The 25,037-nt window shown below is 61.8% G+C and carries 11 protein-coding genes; 2 read left to right on the top strand and 9 right to left on the bottom strand.

The features are described 5' to 3' along the window. Window positions 1-7: 7 nt before the first annotated feature. The 9 genes from AC515T_RS01155 to AC515T_RS01115 all read right to left on the bottom strand — a co-directional run bounded on the left by AC515T_RS01155 (window position 8) and on the right by AC515T_RS01115 (window position 11,418). Window positions 8-1,450 carry a TIGR01777 family oxidoreductase gene (locus AC515T_RS01155; protein ID WP_496531115.1) on the bottom strand — a complete coding sequence of 481 codons (1,443 nt, stop codon included), beginning with the start codon at window positions 1,448-1,450 and terminating at the stop codon, window positions 8-10. Further along, window positions 1,443-1,931 carry a cell division protein gene (locus AC515T_RS01150; protein ID WP_496531114.1) on the bottom strand — a complete coding sequence of 163 codons (489 nt, stop codon included), beginning with the start codon at window positions 1,929-1,931 and terminating at the stop codon, window positions 1,443-1,445. Before AC515T_RS01150 ends, AC515T_RS01155 begins: the two co-directional genes overlap by 8 nt. Window positions 1,932-2,405: 474 nt before the next feature. Further along, window positions 2,406-3,272: an ABC transporter permease gene (locus AC515T_RS01145; RefSeq protein WP_496531113.1), complete on the bottom strand. Its 867-nt coding sequence runs from the start codon at window positions 3,270-3,272 to the stop codon at window positions 2,406-2,408. 12 nt (window positions 3,273-3,284) lie between these two features. Beyond that, entirely contained in the window at window positions 3,285-4,145 is an 861-nt protein-coding gene (locus tag AC515T_RS01140) for an ABC transporter ATP-binding protein (protein ID WP_496531112.1), read from the bottom strand. A gap of 5 nt (window positions 4,146-4,150) precedes the next feature. Further along, the gene (locus tag AC515T_RS01135) at window positions 4,151-5,176 is read right to left on the bottom strand and encodes an ABC transporter substrate-binding protein (RefSeq protein WP_496531111.1); all 1,026 of its coding nucleotides are present in this window, start codon (window positions 5,174-5,176) and stop codon (window positions 4,151-4,153) included. A 37-nt stretch (window positions 5,177-5,213) separates the two neighbouring features. Then, complete coding sequence (locus AC515T_RS01130; protein WP_496531110.1) at window positions 5,214-6,116, bottom strand: TauD/TfdA dioxygenase family protein; 903 nt, start codon at window positions 6,114-6,116, stop codon at window positions 5,214-5,216. Between the two features lie 402 nt (window positions 6,117-6,518). Beyond that, window positions 6,519-7,886 carry an HlyD family type I secretion periplasmic adaptor subunit gene (locus AC515T_RS01125; protein WP_496531109.1) on the bottom strand — a complete coding sequence of 456 codons (1,368 nt, stop codon included), beginning with the start codon at window positions 7,884-7,886 and terminating at the stop codon, window positions 6,519-6,521. After that, window positions 7,876-10,032 (bottom strand): type I secretion system permease/ATPase, encoded by a 2,157-nt coding sequence (locus AC515T_RS01120; protein ID WP_496531108.1) that lies wholly within the window; start codon window positions 10,030-10,032, stop codon window positions 7,876-7,878. Before AC515T_RS01120 ends, AC515T_RS01125 begins: the two co-directional genes overlap by 11 nt. Window positions 10,033-10,068: 36 nt before the next feature. Beyond that, a complete protein-coding gene (locus AC515T_RS01115) occupies window positions 10,069-11,418 on the bottom strand; it encodes a TolC family outer membrane protein (RefSeq protein WP_496531107.1) in 1,350 nt (449 codons plus the stop codon). A gap of 359 nt (window positions 11,419-11,777) precedes the next feature. On the opposite strand from AC515T_RS01115, the gene AC515T_RS01110 reads away from it, so the two are divergent. Then, complete coding sequence (locus tag AC515T_RS01110) at window positions 11,778-24,401, top strand: retention module-containing protein (RefSeq protein WP_496531106.1); 12,624 nt, start codon at window positions 11,778-11,780, stop codon at window positions 24,399-24,401. 182 nt (window positions 24,402-24,583) lie between these two features. Next, entirely contained in the window at window positions 24,584-24,922 is a 339-nt protein-coding gene (locus AC515T_RS01105; RefSeq protein ID WP_496531105.1) for a tryptophan synthase subunit beta, read from the top strand. The last annotated feature ends 115 nt before the right edge of the window (window positions 24,923-25,037 follow it).

The raw sequence follows: 25,037 nt of genomic DNA, 5'->3' as shown, positions 1-25,037 counted from the left end.
GCACTCCTCAGGCCAGGTCGCGCAGGGCGGCGTCGAGCGTCGGGTAACGGAACGTATAACCGGCCTCGACCAGACGATTGGGCACCACGCGCTGGCCGTCGAAAAACAACTGGGCCATCTCGCCTGCCAAGGCGCGCACCGGCGCGGCAGGAATGTGGAACCACACCGGACGCTTGAGCACCTTGCCGACGCTTTCGGCGAACAGCGCCTGACTGACGGTTTCCGGTGCCACCAGGTTGTAGGTGCCGCTCAGGCTTTCGTCATCGAACGCACGGGCGATCACTTGGATGACATCGTCGCGGTGCACCCAACTCATGATTTGCCGACCATCGCCCATCCGCCCGCCGAACCCCAGGCGAAACGGAATCAGCAACGGCAACAACGCACCGCCCGGACCGAACACCACGCCCAGGCGCATCACCACCTGTCGCACGCCCAGCTCGGTGGCAGGCAACGCTGAGGCTTCCCAGCGCGCACAGAGTTCGGCCATGAAGCCATCGCCCCGGGTGGCGCCTTCATCGAGGCTTTCGCTGGCGTCCCGCACGCCGTAAAAACCGACAGCCGAGGCCTGTATCCACAACGCCGGTTTGTGCCGGGCGTTTTTCAACCACGTCATCAAGGCTTCGGTGGTATTGACCCGGCTGGCGATGAGTTGCGCCTGGCGTTTGGGGCTCCAGCGCGGCCCGGCCACCGGAGCGCCCGCCAGGTTGATCAGCACATCGAAGGTTTCCTCATGCCCCAGCTTGCCCAGCGAACGCAGGCAGCGAGCGCGACCGTCAAACAGATACGCCGCTTTCAATGGATCGCGAGCCAGCACGCTGACCGTGTGCCCGGCGTCGAGCAGTTGATTGACCAGCGTCTCGCCGATAAACCCGGTGCCTCCCGTGACCAGCACGCGCTTGTGGGCGCCACCGGCAAACGGGTTGGCAGGCTTGCCCGCGCGTTGCATGCGCAAGGCCGCCACGCCGTCGCGAATCCCCGAGGCCGTGACGCCAATGGCGAACAAGGTCAGCAGCCAGCCGCGCCAGCCCAGGTCGATCCCGCTCAGGCCGGTGGGCAAACTCGCCCACTGCGCCAGTTGCACGCCGTACAGCGCGAAGAAGGCCCCGCCGTTGACCGCCAGTACCGTGTGCATGATCCGCTCGATGGGCGGCAGTTTGCGGCTGCGGTCCTCGACCACGAAGTCCCACAGCGTCAGGCCGATCTCCAAGGCGAACAGCAGCGCGATGACAATCGCCCAGGTGCCTTCGAAGGCCAGATGGGCAATGCCCAGGAACAGGATCCCGTAGAAGCACGAACGCAAGGCGTGGATCGACAGCTCCAGCCGCGCACTGTGGCGATAGGGCAAGGCGACGGTGAGTTCGTGGTGATACAGGGTATCCAGCGCACCGAGGATTGCCTGGGCAATCAACAACGTGATCGCCCAGTCCAGCAGTGAAAAGTCAGCCATGGTTTGAATCACTCGACGCGTTATCAGTCAGGGAGATGCGGCGGTCGTGGCGATAGAGCCAGAACAGCGGCGGTAATAAAACGAGCAGGGCGATGCTGTCGAACCACAGGTGTGACCAGACCTGGGCCTGGGCAGAGATCAACATGTCCTGGGGCGCCCACAGCAGGATGCCGGCGATCAGCCAACCCCAAGGCATGGCACTTTTCAATCGATTGCCGATATGGACGAGGGCGAGCATGTACAACGCATAGCTCTGTAACGTGGCGCCGAACAAGGCCAGCCACCAGACTTGTTGCGTGCGGGCCGTCGCGGGCACGGCATTGGTGCCCCAGAAAGCCTGTTCGATGGTGTTCAGATAGCCGTCGAGCAAGCCCGAATGACCGGCCCAGGTCAGCGTGACGCCGGCGAACAGGTGCATCAAGGCCGCCGCGTATAACCAAACGACCAGGGCTTTGCGAAGGGGGCTGGGAGGGGTTGGCATTCCATGTCCTGAAGGCTTGCTTGAGGGCGGCCAGTCTAAAGGAAAAGGACGGGGCTTTACTTGGCTAATGGGCCGGGCAGCGATAAATAAAATCAGCCTCGAAGGGGGCCTGCTTCGCAGGCCAGCGGGAGCAAGCTCCCTCGCCACAGGGATAGGGTTGAGGTTCAAGTGTCAGGTTAATAGACCTGCGGTGAATTGAAGATCGCCATCGCGAGCAAGCTCGCTCCCACAGGGGTTTTGTGTCGAACTGAAATCTTGAGATCAAAGCCAATCAACTGTGGGAGCGAGCTTGCTCGCGATGACGTCAGCCCAGACAACCCATAATCAGTGGCGAGGGAGCTTGCTCCCGCTGGCCTGCGGAGCAGGCCCCAGCATTCCTTCAGACAAACCGCATGGCCCGGTTTTGCGACTGCTGCGCAGCCGAGCGGGAGCAAGCTCCCTCGCCACGGGTTCGGAGCATGACTTCAGAATTGTTCAACGCTGCATCCCCCAACGCTTCACCGTCACCCGCTCCAGGGAATCAAACACCAGATTCTCCACCAACAACCCAATCAAAATCACCACCGCCAACCCGGCAAAGACCTTGTCGGTGTACAGCTCATTACGGTTCTGGAAGATGTACCAACCCAGGCCACCCTTGCCGCTGGTGGCGCCGAATACCAGTTCGGCGGCGATCAGGGTGCGCCAGGCGAAGGCCCAGCCGATCTTCAACCCGGCGAGAATCGACGGCAGCGCCGCCGGGATCAGGATGAACAGCACAAAGCGCAGGCCCTTGAGCCCGTAGTTGCGACCGGCCATGCGCAGCGTTTCCGACACACCGAGAAACCCCGCATACATGTTCAGCGCCAACGCCCACAGCACCGAATGCACCAACACGAAAATCAGGCTGTTCTGTCCCAGGCCGAACCACAACAGCGCCAACGGCAACAGGGCGATGGCCGGCAACGGGTTGAACATCGACGTCAAGGTGCTCAGCAGGTCGCGACCCAACTGCGTCGACACCGCCAAGGTGGTCAAGCCAAACGCCAGGATAATGCCCAACAAATAGCCCTTGAGCAGCACCACCAGGGAGATCCACACCTTGCCCAGCAGCTCGCCGCTGAGCATACCGTCGTACAACGCGCTGGCGGTCTGCAAGAAGCTCGGCAGCAGCAGGTCGTTGTTCTGGTAACGCGCCACGCCCTCCCACACCAGCGCCAACAATAACAGGATCAGACTTTTGCGCAGCCAACCCTGTTGCCAGAGGCGCTGGCCCAAGGGTAATTCCCGCTCCAGCGGCACGTGGGCCAGGGGTTGCAGGTCGACTTCGTATTCTTCGCGCGCAGGCGATAATTGGCTCATGAAAGGCACCCCTTAGTACGCGATACGGATGTCGGTGAAATCCAGCTCACGCTCGGTTTCAGGCGTCTGACCTTCATTGAACAGCAATCCATGAATCCGCCGCGCCGTATGCTGGAACCCCACCCCACCGAGGCTGTGCAGATCGTATTGATGGCTGTGGATTTCCGCCCGGACACGTCCCGGGTGCGGAGACAGGAGCAGGATGCGATTGCCCACCACCAACGCCTCTTCGATGGAGTGGGTGACGAACAGCAGGGTGAAACGCACTTCTTCCCAGAGCAGCAGCAACTCTTCCTGCATCTTGCGTCGGGTCAGGGCATCGAGGGCGGCGAAGGGCTCGTCCATCAAGAGGATTTTCGGCTGCATCGCCAACGCCCGGGCAATCGCGACCCGGGCTTTCATACCCCCGGACAACGTGTGGGGGTAGGCATCGGCAAACGCCGCCAGGCCAACTTTGTCGAGGTAGTGCAGCGCCCGCTCCTCGGCTTCGCGACGCTTGAGCGTGCCGGACGCCAGCAGCGCGAACATCACGTTCTGCTTCACGGTCTTCCAGGGCGGCAGTTGGTCGAATTCCTGGAACACCACGATCCGGTCCGGTCCCGGCGCGTTGACGGTTTGACCTTGCAAGCGAATCTCGCCTTCGCACGGCGTAATGAAGCCGCCAATGGCCTTGAGCAAAGTGGACTTGCCGCAACCGGACGGGCCGAGCAAAACAAAACGGTCCGCCGGATCGACTTCAAAGCTCACCTGGTGGGTGGCCCGCACTACCCGCTGCGGGGTGCGGTATTCCAGGCTGACGTTATCCACCGACAACAATGCCGTGCCGGTGCGGGTGGGGTTGCTGGCCGCGTGGCCTTGCAAAAGCGCGTTCATGACAATCAGCTCCCCTGCAACGGTTTGGCGTCCTGGAAGAAATAATCTTCCCACGACGCCGGCTTGTTCTTGATGGCGCCGACGCGGTAGAGGAACTCCGCCAGCGGGTAGGTGTTTTTCGGCGTGACGGTGAATTCGATCTGCGGGTTGTCGATGATCTTCAGCAAGGTCGCCCGGTCGATCTTGGCCTTGGTCACTCGCAGGTAGGTGTCCGCCGCCGCGGCTTTGTCGTTCTGGGCGAACTCGGCCGCTTCGGTCAGGGCCTCGACAAAAGCCTTGTAGGTCTTCGGGTTTTCATCGCGGAATTTCTCGGTGGCGAACAGCACCGTGGGTGAGTTCGGCCCGAGCACGTCATACGAGTTGAGCACCACATGAACGTTGGGGTTTTGCAGGGCCTGGTCCTGGAACGGCGGGTTGGAAAAGTGCCCGGTCAACTCGGTGCCGCCAGCAATCAACGCAGCCGTGGCGTCTGGATGCGGGACCGCCAGGGTGTACTTGTCGAGGCGATTGAAGTCCTTGTCGCCCCACTGCTTGGCGGCGGCGTATTGCAGGAAACGCGACTGCACCGAAACCCCCACCGCCGGCACCGCGATGCGGTCCTGCTCGGTGAAGTCGGCGATGGTCTTGACCTTCGGGTTGTTGCTCAGCAGGTAATAAGGGAAGTTGCCCAGGGAGGCCACGGCCTTGACGTTCTGCTTGCCACGGGTGCGGTCCCAGACCGTGAGCAACGGCCCGACGCCGGCCCCGGCAATGTCGATGGAGCCCGACAGCAACGCATCGTTGATCGCCGCGCCGCCGGACAGTTGGGTCCAATCGACCTTGATCTCGATGCCCTCCTCCTTGCCGTGCTTCTCGATCAATTGCTGGTCGCGGACCACGTTCAGCAGCAGGTAAACGATGCCGAACTGCTCGGCGATCCGAATCTCGCCCTCGGCCTGGGCGCTGGCCGGCGCGATCAGGCTACCGGCGAGCAAACTGAAGCCCAGGCCGATGGCGGCGGCCAGCGGTGCAAAAGCAATGGGTTTGGACATGGTGATTCTCCGGGCTCTTTGCGCGCTGCGCAGCCGATCAGAAAGGGGCGTCGCCCTGGATGGTGGTGCGATACAGCTTGCGGCGCAGATGACTCGGGCAACCGGCGGCCAGGTGGATCAGCGAGCGGTTGTCCCAGAACACCAAGTCATGGGGCTGCCATTGATGGCGATAGATGTTCTGCGGCAGCACGCTGTGGGCATACAGCTCCGTCAGGATGGCTTTGCTTTCATCCTCCGGCAGACCAACGATGCGGGTGGTGAACCCCTCGCTGACGAACAGCGCCTTGCGCCCGGTTTCCGGGTGGGTGCGCACGATCGGGTGCACCACTTCAGCCACCTGGGCCAGTTGCTCGGGCGTCAACGTCGGGCGCCAGTTGCCTTCGAATTTGGTTTCGCTGTAGCGCGCGGTGTAGGAGTGGGCCGCCGAACGGCCTTCCACCGCTTTGCGCAGTGTTTCGGGCAAACCGTCCCAGGCCTTGTGCATGTCGGCGAACAGCGTGTCACCGCCTTCGCTCGGCAGCTCCTGGGCGTGAAGCATCGAGCCGAGGCTGGGCAGTTCCTTATAGGAAAGATCGGAGTGCCAGAACTTGCCCGCATCCCCCAGGCCGATGGATTGGCCGTTTTCGATGATGTTGGAGACGATGAGGATTTCCGGATGCCCGGCCAGCAGGAACTGCTTGAGCACATGTATCTGCAGCACGCCAAAGCGGCGACTGAAGGCGATCTGCTGTTCGGGGGTGATGCGTTGGTCGCGGAACACCACCACGTGATAGTCCAGGTGCGCACGATGGATGCGGGCGAAATCCTGGTCGTTGATGGGCCGGGACAGGTCCAACCCGACGATCTCGGCGCCGACGGCATCGGGGAACGGACGGATTTCGAACGACTGCGGCGCACTGCTTGCGACGGTTGAATCTGGAGAATAAGAGACGGCTGGCATACATCACTCCCACGCACGCTTCAGGCGCGCATCGATCAAAACTCACGGCGGTACCGTGTTGGTTTGTGTCGTGCGGCGCGCCGATTGGTCGGCAGGTACGCAGGAGGATGACTTTAAAGGTATAAGAAAGTTAATTTAAATATTAAAAATGCATAACCATATGGCAGAACCTTTGGGAGCGGACTTGCTCGCGATGACGGTGTGTCAGTGATAGATAAAAATCTGACCTGCCGCTATCGCGAGCAAGCTCGCTCCCACAAGGGCTTCGAGAATGGCACGATTGTGGCGAGGGAGCTTGCTCCCGCTGGGGCGCGCAGCGGCCCCAAAAAGCAGTGAGCGCTTCGCACTCAAGCGGGAGCAAGCTCCCTCGCCACAAAAGCGGCAAGCCACAGGCCTGTGTGCCTAGCGCTCGTGCAACGCCTCGGACCGGGCCTTGATGATGGGCTTGAGCAGGTAGCTGAGCACGGTTTTCTTGCCGGTGATGATGTCCACCGAGGCCACCATCCCTGGGATGATCAGCAGGGGCTTTTCAGGCGTGCCCAGGTGGCTGCGTTCGGTGCGCAGCTTGATGATGTAGTAGGTGGTTTTCTTGTCTTCATCGGTGATGGTGTCGGCACCGATCTGTTCCAGCTTGGCTTTCATCCCGCCGTAGATGGTGTAGTCGTAGGCGGTGAATTTCACCGTGGCGTCCTGGCCGGGGTGCAGGAAGGCGATGTCCTGGGGGCGGATTTTCGCTTCCACCAGGATGGTGTCGTCCAGCGGCACGATTTCCACCAGGTCGCTGCCGGGCTGGATCACGCCGCCGATGGTGTTCACCAGCAATTTATTGACAATGCCGCGCACCGGCGACGTCACCAGGGTTCGGCTCACCCGGTCTTCCAGGGCTTTGCCGGTGGCCTGGGCCTTGTTCAGGTCGGTGCGCGCTTCGTTGAGTTGGGTCAGGGCTTCGCTGCGGAACTTGCCGCGGGTCTCGTCGATCTTGCGCTGCACTTCCTTGATCGCCGATTCGGCACGGGGGATTGCCAGCGTTGTGGCGTCCAACTGCCCACGGGTCTCGACTTCGGCGCGCTTGAGCCGCAGCACTTCCACCGGCGATACCGCGCCCTGGGCCACCAACGGCTCGGACATGTTGATTTCCTGGCGTTGCAGCGCCAGGCCGGAGCGGTACTGCGCCTGCTTGGAGACGAACTCGCGCAGTTCCTGCTGGCGCTGGATCAACTGCTCCTGCAACCCGCCGATTTCATCGTGCAACTGCTGGCGACGGCTGATGTACAGCGACTCTTCGCTGGCGGCCTGGCCCGGCACCGCCTTGAGCACATCGGCCGGGAAGTTCAGCGGCCGATCATCGACCTCGGCACTCAGGCGCTCGACCCGCAACAGCATGGACAGGCGATCAGCCTCGGTTTCGCCGACGTTGGAGACAAACCGCGTGTCATCCAAACGAATCAACGGCGCGCCGGCCTCGACGATCTGCCCTTCCTTGACGAACAGCTCAGCGACGATGCCGCCTTCCAGGTTCTGGATCTTCTGGATCTTGGACGAGGGGATCGCCTTGCCGTCGCCCTTGGTCACTTCGTCGATCTCGGCGAAGTTGGCCCACAGCACCAGGAACACAAAGAAGCCGATGATGCCCCAGATCGTCAACCGCACCACCCGGGGAGCGTCCTCGATCAGGGCTTTGTTGACCTCGGGCAGCGGTTGGCCGTGCAGCGAGTCGGAGCCTTTGAAATAACGGCCCACAGCGCCCTTTAAACCCGACTTAAGCAACACTGATCTGCCCCTTCTTCAACGCTTCCATGACAGCGGCTTTCGGGCCGTCGGCGAGGATCTGTCCACGGTCGATCACCAGCAGACGGTCCACCAGTGACAGCAAGGACGCCCGGTGCGTCACCAACAGCAGGGTCTTGTTTTCCACCACGGCGGCCAGGCGCTGTTTCAAGCGTTCCTCACCGGTGTTGTCCATGGCGCTGGTGGGTTCGTCCAGCAGCAGGATGGGTGGGTTGAGCAGCAGCGCGCGGGCCAGGGCGACGTTCTGGCGCTGGCCACCGGACAGGTTCTGCCCGCGCTCGCCGACTTGCAGTTCATAGCCTTGTGGATGCAGGCGGGCGAATTCATGCACGCCCGCCAGCTCGGCGGCCTGGAGCACCAGCTCGTCTTCGACGTAACGGGCGCCGGAGGTCAGGTTGTCCCGCAGGGTGCCGGCCAGCAGCTGGATGTCCTGGGGCACGTAGCCAATGTTGTAGCGCAGCTCGCTGACGTCGATCTGGCGAATGTCCACGCCGTCCACCAGCAAGGCGCCGTCATCCGGCTGATACAGGCCCACCAGCAATTTGGCGAGCGAGCTCTTGCCCGAGCCGCTGCGGCCGATGATGCCGATTTTCTCGCCCGGCTTGATCACCAGGTTGATGTTCTTCAGCGCGGCGTTCTGCTGGTTCGGGTAGGTGAAGTTCAGCTGGCGGCATTCGATGGCGCCCTGCAATACCTTGCGGCTCAGCGGGCGCTCATCGAAATTGCGCTCCTGGGGCAGCTCCATCATCTGGTCGACCGAGGTCATGGTCACCCGCGCCTGCTGGTAGCGGGTCAACAGGCCCGACAGCGAGGCCAATGGGCTGAGGGCGCGGCCGCTGAGCATGTAGCAGGCCACCAGCCCACCCATGCTCAGGTTGCCGGCGATGATCAGGTAAACACCGAAGACGATCATGATCACCCCGGCCAATTGCTGGATCAGCAAGGTGATGTTCATCGCCAGCCCGGACAGCATCTTCACCCGCAGTTCAAGGCGGCTGAGGGTGCCGATGGTCTGTTCCCACTGGTACTGGCGTTCGCTCTCGGCGTTGTTGACCTTCACCGCGTCCAGGCCGGCCAGGGTCTCGATCAGGCTGGACTGCCGCTCGGCGCCCAGGGCCATGGTGCGCTCCATGGTCGCTACCAACGGCTTCTGCAAGGCATAGCCGATCAGCAGGGCAATCGGGAACGCCAGCACCGGAATCCACACCAGGTGCCCGCCGATAATCGCGATGACCATGAAGATCAGCAGGGTGAACGGCAAGTCTATCAGGCTGGTGAGGGTCAGCGAGGCGAGGAAGTCCCGCAGGCTCTGGAACTCATGGATGTTCTGGGCAAAGCTGCCGACTCGCGCCGGGCGGTATTTCATGGACATGCCGACGATGCGCTCGAACAGGGTCGCCGAGATGATCAGGTCGGTTTTCTTGCCGGCCAGGTCCAGGCACAGGCTGCGCAGCATCTTGAGGATCAGGTCGAACACATAGGCGCCGGTGATACCAACGGCCAGTACCCACAGGGTCGATTCGGCCTGGTTCGGCACCACGCGGTCGTAGACGTTCATCACGAACAGTGGCGCGGCCATGGCGATGATGTTGATCAGCAGGCTCGCGGCGATGGCATCGGCGTACAGCCAGCGGGACCGTTTGAGGGTGTCGCGAAACCACGAACGCGCCCGGGGAATGAGCGTGCCGTGGTTAACGTCAAATTTATGCTGCGGCTGGGCGAAGAACACCTTGCCACTGTAGTCATCGGCCAGCAGTTCGCGGCTGATGGTCACCTCACCGCCGTCGCTTTCGCTGAGCAGCAATCGCGCCTGGTCGTCACCGACCCAGCCCAGCAGCACGGCGCTGCGGCCGTCTTTGAGCAGCAACAGCGCCGGCATGGCGATGGTCGGGATCTGCTCGAGCTTGCGTTGCAGCACCCGGCCTTGCAGGCCGGCACGGGCCGCCGCGCGCGACAATAATTCGACGCTCAGCCGTTGCTTGGGCAGCGGCAGGCCAGTAGTGAGCATCGCCGCGCTGGCCGGCTTCTGATGCAGCATGCAGAGTGCCAGCAGACCGTCCAGCAACGGGTCGTCGTGCAGCGTGCGCGGGTCATGAACTAGTTCGACTGGACTGACTTCTGATTCCACGCTCGGCACTCTGACTGATTAAAACAGGTTGAAGACTCAATTCATCCCAGGCAACTGGACCTTGGGTTTCACGTCGTTCTGCACAACCGATGCCAACGGCGCGACCACACCCTGGCTTTTCAACAGCTGGCCCATGGTTGCCTTGATCCGGTACTGGGTGAACAGCTGCACATTCTTGATTTCCGCCAGGCGACGGGAGGCGCTGAACAACTCGTTTTCGCTGTCGAGCAAGTCGAGCAGGGTTCGCTCGCCGAGGCTGAATTGCTTCTGGTAGGCGGTGCGCACGTTGGCGCTGCGATCCACGTATTGCTGGGCGACCGGCACCTGGGCGTTCGCGTTGTTCAAGGCGTTCCAGGCCAGGCCCAGCTCTTCGTTCAACTGGCGCAGCGCGTTGTTGCGGATGTCCAGGGCCTGGTTGGACAGGTACGACTTGGATTCCAGGTCGGCCTTGTTGCTGCCACCGGCATACAGGTTGAAACGCATGCGCAGCATGGCTTGCCATTCATTGTTGTGGCCGTTCTGGCCGTCCAGGTCGTTGTCGGCCGTGCGACCCAACTCGGCGTCGAAGCGTGGGTAGAAGCTCGACTTGGCGGCTTCGTACTGTTGCTCGGCGGCGGCGATGTCGGCTTCGGCCGAACGCAGCACCGGGCTGTTTTCCAGCATCTGGGCGCGGGCTTCGGTCAGGTTGGCCGGCAGCAACGCCAGAAAATCGGCAGGACGTTCCAATTGATCGGGCAGTTGGCCGACGGCGCTCAGGTAGTTGGTCTCGGCATCGGCCAGGTTGGTTTGTTCGGTGATCAGGTTGTTACGGGCCTGGGCCATGCGCGCTTCGGCCTGGTCCAGGTCGGCACCGCTGCCTACGCCACGGGAAGTGCGCAGCTTGATCTGGTCGAAGATGCGCTCGTGGCTTTTGAGGTTTTCCTCGGCCAGGCGCACGAACTCGCGACGGGTCAGCACGTCCAGGTAGACCTGGGCCACCGTCAACCCGGTGCGCTCGGAGGCGTCCAGCAGCGAATAGGCACGGGCATTGACGGTGGCTTGTTGACGCCCCACTTCGCTGGACGTCGCAAAACCGTCAAAAACCATTTGCGACAAGCGCAGGCTCGACTCGCTGCGGTTCAGGGTTTCCCAATGGTTATTGCCGCCCGACCGGGTGGTGACGCTGTCGGTGCCTTCACGGCCATACCCGGCTGCAAGGTCCACCCTAGGCAGGTAGCCGCCCTTGGCCGCCTTGAGTTGGTAATCCGCTGCGAGACGACTGTTCACACCGGCCTGGATTTCAGGATGGACATCCAGCGCCTGTTGCATGGCCTGCGGCAAGGTTTGTGCTTGTACGAAACTGGCGGCGAGGGCAAAGGGTAAAGCCTTGAGCAGGTGCAGACGCATGGTGGATTTCTTCCTGAAACACTTGTCTTGGATCACAGCGAAACGTGGCGCTGCATCGGATGATGGCAACCGGAATGACCGTATGTCGGAAAGTTCAAAACAGGAGTTGGAACACACACTGAAAGAACAGGTCGCCGCTTAAATATCAATGTGACATTACGTCAGCGATTGTTTAGGATGGCCGGCAGAAGGTCAATAGTTTGGCACAAACAAAATAATCGCAAAAAGCATAGCCAAAATATTGACGATAGAAAGCGTCAAATAACCTTACTTTGTGAACATAAACGTCCAGACCGCTGCTGCCCACAAGCCGCCGGGTCCATGGAAGTCTACTGAGCGTGGCACCCGGAGAGTCTTCAATGAGCAGTGTTATTGCCGTTGTCAAAAGCATTGTTGGTCAGGTTTTCGTCGTATCCCCAGAGGGCATCCGGCGCGTACTCATTGAAGGTGATCGCCTGAACGTAGGCGACCAGTTGGACACTGGCCCTGCCGGCGCCGTCACATTGGAACTGGCCGATGGCCGCACCCTGGACCTGGGTCGCGACACTCAGTGGAGCGCCAATGCCCCGGACTCGTCCACCGACCTGGCCCAAGCCACTGCCCAGGCCGCGCCGTCGGTAGAAGAGCTGCAACAAGCCATCGCCGCTGGCGTCGACCCGACGACCGCCCTGGAAGCCACCGCCGCCGGCGCCACTGCCGCGGGTACGGGTGGTGCCGCCGGTGGCGGTCACAGCTTTGTGGTGCTGGATGCCACCGCCGGCAGCGTCGACCCTACCGTCGGTTTCCCAACCGAAGGCCTCGCGGCCGCCGCCGCCACTGATGACAACATCCTGGGTGGCGATACCACGGATACGACCGCCAACGCCGTGCTCAATGCGACGATGACCCTGAGCGCCACGCCGACCCTGACCGAGGCCGGTGGCGTGCTGGTGTACACCGCGACGGTCACCCAGGCGCCGCAAACCGCCCTGACGGTGACGTTGTCCAACGGCGCGGTCATCGTGATCCCGGCGGGTCAGCTGACCGGCAGCGTCAACGTCCCACTCGCGCCGAATGACACCGTCTATAACGACCCCAGCCAGATCAGTGTGAGCGTCACAGGCACCACCGGCGGCACCGGCATCGCCGTGACCGTGCCCACCACGCCGGCCGTGACCCAGATTACCGACACCGTCGACACCACCACCGTCACCCTGAGCGCAGGCAATACCGTCACCGAAGGCGGCCAGATCACCTACACCGCCACGCTGACCAACCCGGCTCAAACCCCGGTGACCGTGACCTTAAGCAACGGCTCGGTCATCACCATCGCAGCCGGCCAGACCACCGGTACTGTTGCTGTCGATACCCCGGCCAACGACGTTTACAACAACGGCAGCACCGTCAGCACCACCATCACGGGTGCGACCGGTGGCAACTTCGAAAACCTGGTCCCTAGCACTACGCCTGCGGTCACCACGATTACTGATTCGGCTGATACCACTGGCCTGACTTTGACCGCCAGCAACACCATCACCGAAGGCGGTCAGATCACCTACACCGCCACGCTGACCAACCCGGCTCAAACTCCGGTGACCGTGACCCTGAGCAATGGCTCGGTCATCACCATCGCCGCCGGCCAGACCACTGGCACCGTCAACGTCGACACCCCAGCCAACGACGTTTACAACAACGGCAGCACCGTCAGCACCACGATTACCGGTGCGACGGGTGGCAACTTTGAGAATCTGGTACCAAGCACTACACCTGCCGTCACCACGATCACCGACTCCACTGACACTACAGGTCTGACGCTGACCGCCAGCGATACGATCACCGAAGGCGGCCAGATCACTTACACCGCCACCTTGACCAACCCGGCTCAAACTCCGGTGACCGTGACCCTGAGCAACGGCTCGGTCATTACCATTGCTGCGGGCCAGACCACCGGTACCGTCAACGTCGATACTCCAGCCAACGACGTTTACAACAACGGCAGCACCGTCAGCACCACGATTACCGGTGCGACGGGTGGCAACTTTGAGAATCTGGTACCAAGCACTACACCTGCCGTCACCACGATCACCGACTCCACTGACACTACAGGTCTGACGCTGACCGCCAGCGATACGATCACCGAAGGCGGCCAGATCACTTACACCGCCACCTTGACCAACCCGGCTCAAACTCCGGTGACCGTGACCCTGAGCAACGGCTCGGTCATTACCATTGCTGCGGGCCAGACCACCGGTACCGTCAACGTCGATACTCCAGCCAACGACGTTTACAACAACGGCAGCACCGTCAGCACCACCATTACCGGTGCGACCGGTGGCAACTTCGAAAACCTGGTCCCGAGCACTACGCCTGCGGTGACCACGATTACTGATTCGGCTGATACCACTGGCCTGACTTTGACCGCCAGCAACACCATCACCGAAGGCGGCCAGATCACTTACACCGCCACCTTGACCAACCCGGCTCAAACTCCGGTGACCGTGACCTTGAGCAACGGCTCGGTCATCACTATCGCTGCGGGTCAGACCACCGGTACTGTTGCTGTCGATACCCCGGCCAACGACGTTTACAACAACGGCAGCACCGTCAGCACCACCATCACGGGTGCGACCGGTGGCAACTTCGAAAACCTGGTGCCTAGCACCACGCCCGCCGTTACCACGATCACCGATTCGGTCGATGCAACCGGCCTGACGCTGACGGCTAGCGATACGATCACCGAAGGCGGCCAGATCACCTACACCGCCACGCTGACCAACCCGGCTCAAACCCCGGTGACCGTGACCCTGAGCAACGGCTCGGTCATCACCATCGCTGCGGGCCAGACCACCGGTACTGTTGCTGTCGATACCCCGGCCAACGACGTTTACAACAACGGCAGCACCGTCAGCACCACCATCACGGGTGCGACCGGTGGCAACTTTGAGAATCTGGTCCCGAGCACTACGCCTGCGGTCACCACGATTACTGATTCGGTCGACGCCACCGGCCTGACGCTGACGGCTAGCGATACCATCACCGAAGGCGGCCAGATCACTTACACCGCCACCTTGACCAACCCGGCTCAAACTCCGGTGACCGTGACCCTGAGCAATGGCTCGGTCATCACTATCGCCGCCGGCCAGACCACTGGCACCGTCAACGTCGACACCCCAGCCAATGACGTCTACAACAACGGAAGCACGGTCAGCACCACGATTACCGGTGCCACCGGTGGCAACTTCGAAAACCTGGTCCCGAGCACTACGCCTGCGGTCACCACGATTACTGATTCGGTCGACGCCACCGGCCAGACGCTGACGGCTAGCGATACCATCACCGAAGGCGGCCAGATCACTTACACCGCCACCCTGACCAACCCGGCCCAGACTCCGGTGACCGTGACCTTGAGCAACGGCTCGGTCATCACCATCGCTGCCGGCCAGACCACCGGTACCGTCAACGTCGATACTCCGGCCAATGACGTCTACAACAACGGCAGCACCGTCAGCACCACCATCACCGGTGCGACCGGTGGCAACTTCGAAAACCTGGTCCCGAGCACTGCGCCTGCGGTCACCACGATTACTGATTCGGCTGATACCACTGGCCTGACTTTGACCGCCAGCAACACCATCACCGAAGGCGGTCAGATCACTTACACCGCCACCTTGACCAACCCGGCTCAAACTCCGGTGACCGTGACCCTGAGCAATGGCTCGGTCATCACCATCGCCGCCGGCCAAACCACCGGTACCGTCAACGTCGATACTCCGGCCAATGACGTCTACAACAACGGCAGCACCGTCAGCACCACCATCACCGGTGCGACCGGTGGCAACTTCGAAAACCTGGTCCCGAGCACTGCGCCTGCGGTCACCACGATTACTGATTCGGCTGATACCACTGGCCTGACTTTGACCGCCAGCAACACCATCACCGAAGGCGGTCAGATCACTTACACCGCCACCTTGACCAACCCGGCTCAAACTCCGGTGACCGTGACCCTGAGCAATGGCTCGGTCATCACTATCGCTGCGGGTCAGACCACCGGTACTGTTGCTGTCGATACCCCGGCCAACGACGTTTACAACAACGGCAGCACCGTCAGCACCACCATCACGGGTGCGACCGGTGGCAACTTTGAGAATCTGGTCCCGAGCACTACGCCCGCAGTTACCACGATTACTGACTCGGTCGATGCCACCGGCCTGACCTTGACCGCCAGCGATACCATTACCGAAGGCGGCCAGATCACTTACACGGCGACGCTGACTAACGCTGCCCAGACCCCAGTGACCGTGACCTTGAGCAATGGCTCGGTCATTACCATCGCTGCGGGCCAGACCACCGGCACCGTCAACGTCGATACTCCGGCCAATGACGTCTACAACAACGGCAGCACGGTCAGCACCACGATTACCGGTGCGACGGGTGGCAACTTCGAAAACCTGGTGCCTAGCACTACACCAGCGGTCACCACGATCACCGACTCCACTGACACTACAGGTCTGACGCTGACCGCTAGCGATACCATTACCGAAGGCGGACAAATCACTTACACGGCGACACTGACTAACGCTGCCCAGACGCCAGTGACCGTGACCTTGAGCAACGGCTCGGTCATCACCATCGCTGCGGGCCAGACCACCGGTACTGTTGCGGTCGACACTCCAGCCAACGACGTTTACAACAACGGCAGCACCGTCAGCACCACCATTACCGGTGCGACCGGTGGCAACTTTGAGAATCTGGTCCCGAGCACTACGCCCGCAGTTACCACGATTACTGACTCGGTCGATGCCACCGGCCTGACCTTGACCGCCAGCGATACCATTACCGAAGGCGGCCAGATCACTTACACGGCGACGCTGACTAACGCTGCCCAGACCCCAGTGACCGTGACCTTGAGCAACGGCTCGGTCATTACCATTGCTGCGGGCCAGACCACCGGTACCGTCAACGTCGATACCCCGGCCAATGACGTCTACAACAACGGCAGCACCGTCAGTACCACCATTACCGGTGCGACGGGTGGCAACTTTGAGAATCTGGTCCCGAGCACTACACCAGCGGTCACCACGATCACCGATTCGGTCGATGCAACCGGTCTGACCTTGACCGCCAGCGATACCATTACCGAAGGCGGCCAGATCACTTACACCGCGACGCTGACCAATGCGGCCCAGACTCCGGTGACCGTGACCTTGAGCAACGGCTCGGTCATTACCATTGCTGCGGGCCAGACCACCGGTACCGTCAACGTCGATACTCCGGCCAATGACGTCTACAACAACGGCAGCACCGTCAGCACCACCATCACGGGTGCGACCGGTGGCAACTTCGAAAGCCTGGTGCCAAGCACTACACCTGCCGTCACCACGATCACCGATTCGGCTGATGCCACCGGCCTGAACCTGTCGGCATCCACCCAAGTGGCAGAAGGCGGGCAAATTCTCTACACCGCCACCCTGACCAACCCTGCCGGCACACCGGTCACCGTGACCCTGAGCAATGGCTCGATCATTACCATCGCTGCCGGCGCCACCACTGGCACCGTCAGCGTTGCCGCGCCTTCCGACGACGTTTACAAGGACGCCGGCAAGGTTGAAGTCAGCATCGACAAGGCCACCGGCGGCAATTTCGAAAACCTGGTGCCGAGCACCACGCCTGCGGTGACCGATATCACCGACACCATCGACACCAGCACTGTCTCGCTCACCGCTACGTCTACTGTGGCTGAAGGCGGCACTGTCGTTTACACCGCGTCAGTCAACGCACCAGTCACCGACGCTCCGTTGGTTGTTACCCTGTCGAATGGTCAAACCATCACCATCCCGGTCGGCGCAAGCTCCGGCAGCGTGAATTTCGTCACGCCGAACGATGCATTGGCGGGCGGCGATAACCTGAGCGTCAAGATTGACGACGCCAAAGGTGGCAACTACGAAAACCTCGCCATCGATGGCAAACCGGCTGACACCACCGTCACGGATACCCAAGACACGACCGGCCTGACGTTGAGCGCGACCGACACCGTCGCCGAAGGCGGCTCGATCGTTTACACCGCCACCCTGACCAACGCCGCCGGCTCGCCAGTCACCGTGACCTTGAGCAACGGCGCCGTCATCAACATCGCCGCCGGCGCCACCACTGGCACCGTTACCGTTGATGCGCCGAAAGATGATGTCTACAAGGACGCCGGCAAGGTTGAAGTCAGCATCGACAAGGCCACCGGCGGTAACTTCGAAAACCTGGTGCCAAGCACCACGCCAGCAGTCACTGACGTTACTGACACCATCGACACTTCGACTGTCAGCCTGACTGCCACCTCGACCGTCGCTGAAGGCGGCACCGTTGTTTACACCGCGTCGGTGAATGCTCCGGTAACCGACGCCCCTCTCGTCGTGACGTTGAGCAACGGCCAGACCATCACCATCCCGGTTGGCGCAAGCTCCGGCAGCGTGAATTTCGTCACGCCGAACGATGCATTGGCGGGTGGCGATAACCTGAGCGTCAAGATCGATGATGCCAAGGGCGGCAACTACGAAAACCTCGCCATCGATGGCAAACCGGCTGACACCACCGTCACGGATACCCAAGACACGACCGGCCTGACGTTGAGCGCGACCGACACCGTCGCCGAAGGCGGCTCGATCGTTTACACCGCCACCCTGACCAACGCCGCCGGCTCGCCAGTCACCGTGACCTTGAGCAACGGCGCCGTCATCAACATCGCCGCCGGCGCCACCACTGGCACCGTCACCGTCGACGCGCCGAAAGATGATGTCTACAAGGACGCCGGCAAGGTTGAAGTCAGCATCGACAAGGCCACCGGCGGTAACTTCGAAAACCTGGTGCCAAGCACCACGCCAGCAGTCACTGACGTTACTGACACCATCGACACTTCGACTGTCAGCCTGACTGCCACCTCGACCGTCGCTGAGGGCGGCACCGTTGTTTACACCGCGTCGGTGAATGCTCCGGTAACCGACGCCCCACTCGTCGTGACGCTGAGCAACGGCCAGACCATCACCATCCCGGTTGGCGCAAGCTCCGGCAGCGTGAATTTCGTCACGCCGAACGATGCATTGGCGGGCGGCGATAACCTGAGCGTCAAGATTGACGACGCCAAGGGCGGCAACTACGAAAACCTCGCCATCGATGGCAAACCGGCTGACACCACCGTCACGGATACCCAGGACACAACCGGCCTGACGTTGAGCGCGACCAACACCGTCACCGAAGGCGGCTCGATCGTTTACACCGCGACCCTAACCAACGCCGCCGGCTCGCCAGTCACCGTGACCCTGAGCAACGGCGCCGTCATCAACATCGCAGCCGGCGCCACCACTGGCACCGTCACCGTCGACGCGCCGAAAGACGATGTCTACAAAGACGCCGGCAAGGTTGAAGTCAGCATCGACAAGGCCACTGGCGGCAACTTCGAGCATCTGGTCCCAAGCACCACGCCTGCGGTGACCGACGTCACCGATACCATCGACACCAGCACTGTCTCGCTCACCGCTACGTCTACCGTGGCTGAAGGCGGCACTGTCGTTTACACCGCGTCGGTGAATGCTCCAGTCACCGACGCCCCACTCGTCGTGACGCTGAGCAACGGCCAGACCATCACCATCCCGGTTGGCGCAAGCTCCGGCAGCGTGAATTTCGTCACGCCGAACGATGCATTGGCGGGCGGCGATAACCTGAGCGTCAAGATCGACGACGCCAAGGGCGGCAACTACGAAAACCTCGCCATCGATGGCAAGCCTGCCGACACCACCGTCACGGATACCCAGGACACAACCGGCCTGACGTTGAGCGCGACCAACACCGTCACCGAAGGCGGCTCGATCGTTTACACCGCAACCCTGACCAACGCCGCCGGCTCGCCAGTCACCGTGACCCTGAGCAACGGCGCCGTCATCAACATCGCAGCCGGCGCCACCACTGGCACCGTCACCGTCGATGCGCCGAAAGATGACGTCTACAAAGACGCCGGCAAGGTTGAAGTCAGCATCGACAAGGCAACCGGCGGTAACTTCGAAAACCTGGTTCCAAGCACCACGCCAGCCGTGACCAACGTGACCGACACCATCGACACTTCGACAGTCAGCCTGACGGCCACCTCGACCGTCGCTGAAGGCGGCACCGTCGTTTACACCGCGTCGGTGAATGCTCCGGTCACCGACGCCCCTCTCGTCGTGACGTTGAGCAACGGCCAGACCATCACCATCCCGGTCGGCGCAAGCTCCGGCAGCGTGAATTTCGTCACGCCAAACGACGCCCTCGCTGGCGGCAATCACTTGAGCGTCAAGATCGACGACGCTAAAGGTGGCAACTACGAAAACCTGGTTGCAGATAAAACCCCGGTTGAAACTTCAGTCACTGACGTTCAGGACACTACCGGCCTGTCCCTGTCGGCGACCAACACCGTTGCCGAAGGCGGCTCGATCGTCTACACCGCAACCCTGACCAACGCCGCCGGCTCGCCAGTCACCGTGACCTTGAGCAACGGCGCCGTCATCAACATCGCAGCCGGCGCCACCACCGGCACCGTCACCGTCGACGCGCCGAAAGACGACGTCTACAAAGATGCCGGCAAGGTTGAAGTCAGCATCGACAAGGCCACCGGCGGTAACTTCGAAAACCTGGTGCCAAGCACTACGCCTGCGGTGACCGACGTCACCGATACCATCGACACCAGCACCGTCTCGCTCACCGCGACACCGACTGCAGTTGAAGGTGGCACCGTCGTTTACACCGCGTCGGTCAATGCGCCAGTCACCGGCGCTCCGCTGGTCGTGACATTGAGCAACGGCCAGACCATCACAATCCCGGTCGGCGCCAGCTCCGGTAGCGCGAACTTCGTTACACCTAACGATGCCCTCGCTGGCGGCAACCACTTGAGCGTCAAGATTGACGACGCCAAGGGTGGCAACTACGAAAAACTCGCCATTGACGGCAAACCGGCTGACACGTCGGTGACCGACACGCAGGACACAACCGGCCTGAGCCTGAGCGCCACCGGTACGGTGGCCGAGGGCGGCCAGATCACCTACACCGCCACCCTGACCAACGCCGCCGGCACACCCGTCACCGTGACCCTGAGCAACGGTGCGGTCATCACCATCGACGCCGGAAAGACCACCGGTACCGTTATCGTCGATGCACCGAAGGACGACGTCTACCAAGACGCCGGTAGCGTCGCGGCAACCATCAAGACCGTCACCGGTGGCAACTTCGAGAACCTGGTCCCAAGCACCACGCCAGCGGTGACCGCTGTCACCGACACTGTCGACAACACCACCGTCAGCATCACCGGCAGCACGTCGGTCACTGAAGGCCAGGCGGCCACGTACACCGTCAGCCTGACGAACCCGGCGCAAACCGAGGTGACAGTCAAGATCGTCTACAGCGGCACTGCCGCCGACGGCACGGACTTCACCGGCGTCTACACCGTGAAGATCCCGGCCAACGCCACCAGCGCGACCTTCAATGTGGCGACGCTGGACGACAAGATCACCGAAGGCACCGAAAACTTCGTGGTCAAGATCGACTCGGCCACCGGTGGCAACTTCGAGCACCTGGCCGTCAGCGGTACCAATGGCAGCGTCAGCACCTCGATCATCGACAACGATGCGCCGCCGGTCCTCGACCTGGACGCCAACAACTCCAGCGGCAAGACCGGTGCCGATTACCAGGTGACCTTCACCGAAGGCACCACCGGCCCGGGCGTGTCCATCGCCGACACCGACCTGAAAATCACTGACCCGGACAGCACGATGCTGACCGGCGCCACCATCGTGCTGACCAACCGTCAGCCTGGCGATGCGCTGAACCTGGGCAACAGCGTCAACGGCATCAGCATCAACGCCAACAGCACCGACGGCAAGGTCGTCCTGACGCTGACGGGCAATGCGACGCTGGCCGACTACATGCAGCAGATCAAGAACATCAGCTTCATCAACAACAGCGAAGACCCGAGCACCGTACCGCGCATCATCACCGTGACGGTGACCGACGGCAGTAACTACTCGAACACAGCGACCACCACCGTGAACGTGGTCGGGATCAACGACGCGCCAGTGGCCACCGGTGGCGCGGTGACCGGTACCGAAGACACTTCGCTGGTCCTCGGCTGGTCGACGTTCGGTATCAGCGACGTGGACAGCGCCGCCGCCAGCCAGGGTGTGAAAATCACCGGGCTGCCGGGTGACGGCAAGTTGCAGTACCTGGACGGCGCAACCTGGAAGGATGTGGCCAACAACCAGACCTTCAGCAAGGCCGACATCGACGCTGGCAAGCTGCGCTTTACCCCCGATGCCAACGAATCCGGCGCCAACGGCAACCCGGCCGGTGTGGGCAATCAAAAGGCCGATTACGCGCAAATCAGCTTCCAGCCAACCGATGGCCAGGCGCTGGGCAATACCAGCACCGTGAAGATCGACATCACCCCGGTCGCCGACGCACCGAGCCTCAACGTGGCCGGCAACAACGTGACCTCCACCGGGCTGATCAAGGAAGTCTGGACCGGCCTGTCGGGCCTGGGCACCGATGGCAGCGGCGCGCCGTCCGGCACGCTCAAGTCGGTGATCGATGCCGCCGGCACGCCGAACAGCAGCACCAACGTGACCAACGTGCAGTCCGACAGCAACGTCAACCCGGGCACCGCGTCGAAAACCTCGGGCCTGATCTTCCTCGAAGCCGGCAAGACCTACACCTTCAGCGGCATAGGCGATGACAGTTTGCTGGTCACCATCGGCGGCAAGACCGCCGCGGCAACCACGTGGGGTGCGGGCGGCCAGTTGAACGGTTCGTTCACGCCGACCACCAGCGGCTACTACACCCTGGACATCTACCACCACAACCAGACCGGCCCGGGCAGCTACGACGTGAACCTGTCGGTCAATGGCAGCACACCCGTGGACCTGAGCAGTGCCGGCGTACCGCTCTACACCGGCGTGACCGATCTGGTAAATGCTGGCGTGACCGTCTCCGACCTGCACGGCACCAACGGCGAAGGCTACTACGACGGCTTCAAGCTCAACGAAGGCGCCGAAGGCACCAGCGTGCACCTGTCGAAGATCACCACCGCCCTGACCGACACCGACGGCTCCGAAAGCCTGAGCGTGAAGATCGGTGGCATTCCTGAAGGCAGCGTGCTGAGTGACGGCGCGGGTCATACCGCTACCGTGGGCAGCAACGGCGAAGCTTCGGTCACCGGCTGGAACCTGGGTAGCCTGACTCTGACACCGCCGACCTACTACAACGGCCAGTTCAACCTGACCGTGACATCGACGTCCACCGAAGCCCTCGGCGGCTCGGCGGTCAGCACGGCGCAGATCCCGGTCACGGTGTACCCAGCCACCTACAACGCAGTCACCGCCACCTCCGGCAGCGACAACGTCACCGGCACAGACGGTAACGACGTGGTAGTCGCCGACATCGGCGGCCTGACCGTGGTGCCAGGCACCAACTACAACATCGCCTTCATGGTCGACAGCTCCGGCAGCATGAGTTCGTCGTCCGTGACCGCCGCCAAGAACTCCTTGACCCAAGTGTTCAACACCCTCAAGCAGAGCATGGGCAGTAACTCGGGCACCGTGAACATTTTCCTGGCGGACTTCGATAACCAAGTGAACAAAAGCGTTGCGGTGAACCTCAACGACCCTAACGCGCTGACACTGCTCAAGAACGTGCTCGACTCGATGGTGTCCGGCGGCGGCACCAACTATGAAGACGTGTTCAAGACCACCGCGAACTTCTTCAATAGCACCCAGGCCCTGAGCAATACCGGTGCGAAGAACCTGACGTACTTCATCACCGACGGTCAGCCGACCCTCTACCAGTCCGGCGAACAGACGAACCCGACACTGTACGGCACCGTCAAGCTCGACGACGTTCTGAGTGCGGCCAACTATACCGTCGGCAAGTACTACACCCAGACGATCGACAGCACGCATAAATTCACCATCTACGAAAACGGCGAAATGTACCTGTCGACCAAGAGCGGTCGGAACTGGAACGAGAACTATGTCGGCACGGTGCATGCCGAGGGCAACGGGACCTTTGAGTTCTCCTACCTGGATGGCAGTGGCTACGCCGACTCCTGGGCGGCAACCGGCTCGTCCGCCAGCTTCACCCTGTTGAAGGGCCTGAGCAACGTAGAAGCCATCGGCCTGAATAATGGCGTGACCCTGGACGATCTCAAGCCCTACGACTCGGATGGCAAACCGCAGACCAACATCGACCCGAAAGACCTGGCCAACTCGATCATCGGCCACACCGAAGCGACCCTGCCGGGCGCCGACACGGTCAACGGTGGCGACGGCAATGACATCCTGTTCGGCGACCTGGTGAGCTTCAACGGCGTTGCCGGCGAGGGCTACCAGGCCATCCAGGCTTTCGTCGCCCAACAGAGCGGCGTGGACGTCAGCAAGGTCACCGCCAGCAACGTGCACCAGTACATCACCGAGCACTACACCGCGTTCGATGTGTCCGGTGCTCACGACGGCAACGACACGCTGCTGGGCGGCGCCGGCAACGACATCATTTTCGGCCAGGGCGGCAACGACTCGCTCAACGGTGGCAAGGGCAATGACATCCTGCTGGGCGGCACGGGTAACGACACACTGATCGGCGGCCAGGGCAATGACACCCTGATCGGCGGTCTGGGGGGCGATACCTTTGTCTGGAAGGCCGGCGATACCGGCACTGACGTGATCAAGGACTTCAAGGCCAGCGAAGGTGACCGGATCGACCTGCGGGACCTGTTGCAGGGTGAGACCGGCAGCACCATCGACCACTTCCTGAAAATCAGCACGGTCGATGGCGTGTCGTCGCTGCAGGTCAGCACTTCCGGCCAATTCAATGGGGCCAACGGTGCCGCAGCGACGCCGGACGTGACGATCAAGCTCGAAGGCAACAACTGGTCGAACGTAAACCTGAACTCATTGATCGCCGGCAGCGACCCGACCATCAAGGTCGATCACAACAACAGCTGAACCTGACACAAAACCCGTGGCCAGAGATTGCTACCACTGAGACGCGAAGCGGCCCTGTTTTTTGGGGCTGCTGCGCAGCCCGGCGGGAGCAAGCTCCCTCGCCACGGGATAAGTGTTCATACTCCTCTGCAGTTGGCCTATGCTGCCCAGCATGACGCCGCTTCATACATGAGGGATGCCCGATGTTTTATGTGCAACGCGATGCACAAGGCCTGCTGGTGCGCGTAGAAGCCACCGCTTACGCCGAGGCCACCGAGACCTTGCCGTCCGACAACCACGAGATCCAGGACTGGTTCGCCAACCAGGCGGTGGAAAACAGCCTCAAGCAGCTCAAGCAGAGCGACCTGGAGATGATCCGGGTACTCGACGACTTGATCCAGGTGCTGACCAGCAAAGGCGTGATTCGCGTCACCGACCTGCCACCGGCGGCCCAGGCCAAGCTGATGGACCGCAATCAGGCCCGGGAGGCATTGGGCGGGTTGAGTCGGTTGATCGATGATGATGAGAAGGGGTTGATCTAGGCTGACGCCACTCCAGGCAATACACAGCACCTGTGGCGAGGGAGCTTGCTCCCGCTGGCCTGCGAAGCAGGCCCCTGCATGTCTCCAGGTGGACCACATTGCCCGGTTTTGGGTT

This window comes from Pseudomonas sp. FSO-7, assembly GCF_059579345.1.
Note: the sequence above shows the minus strand (reverse complement) of the source record. Positions and strands in the feature narration are given on the sequence as shown.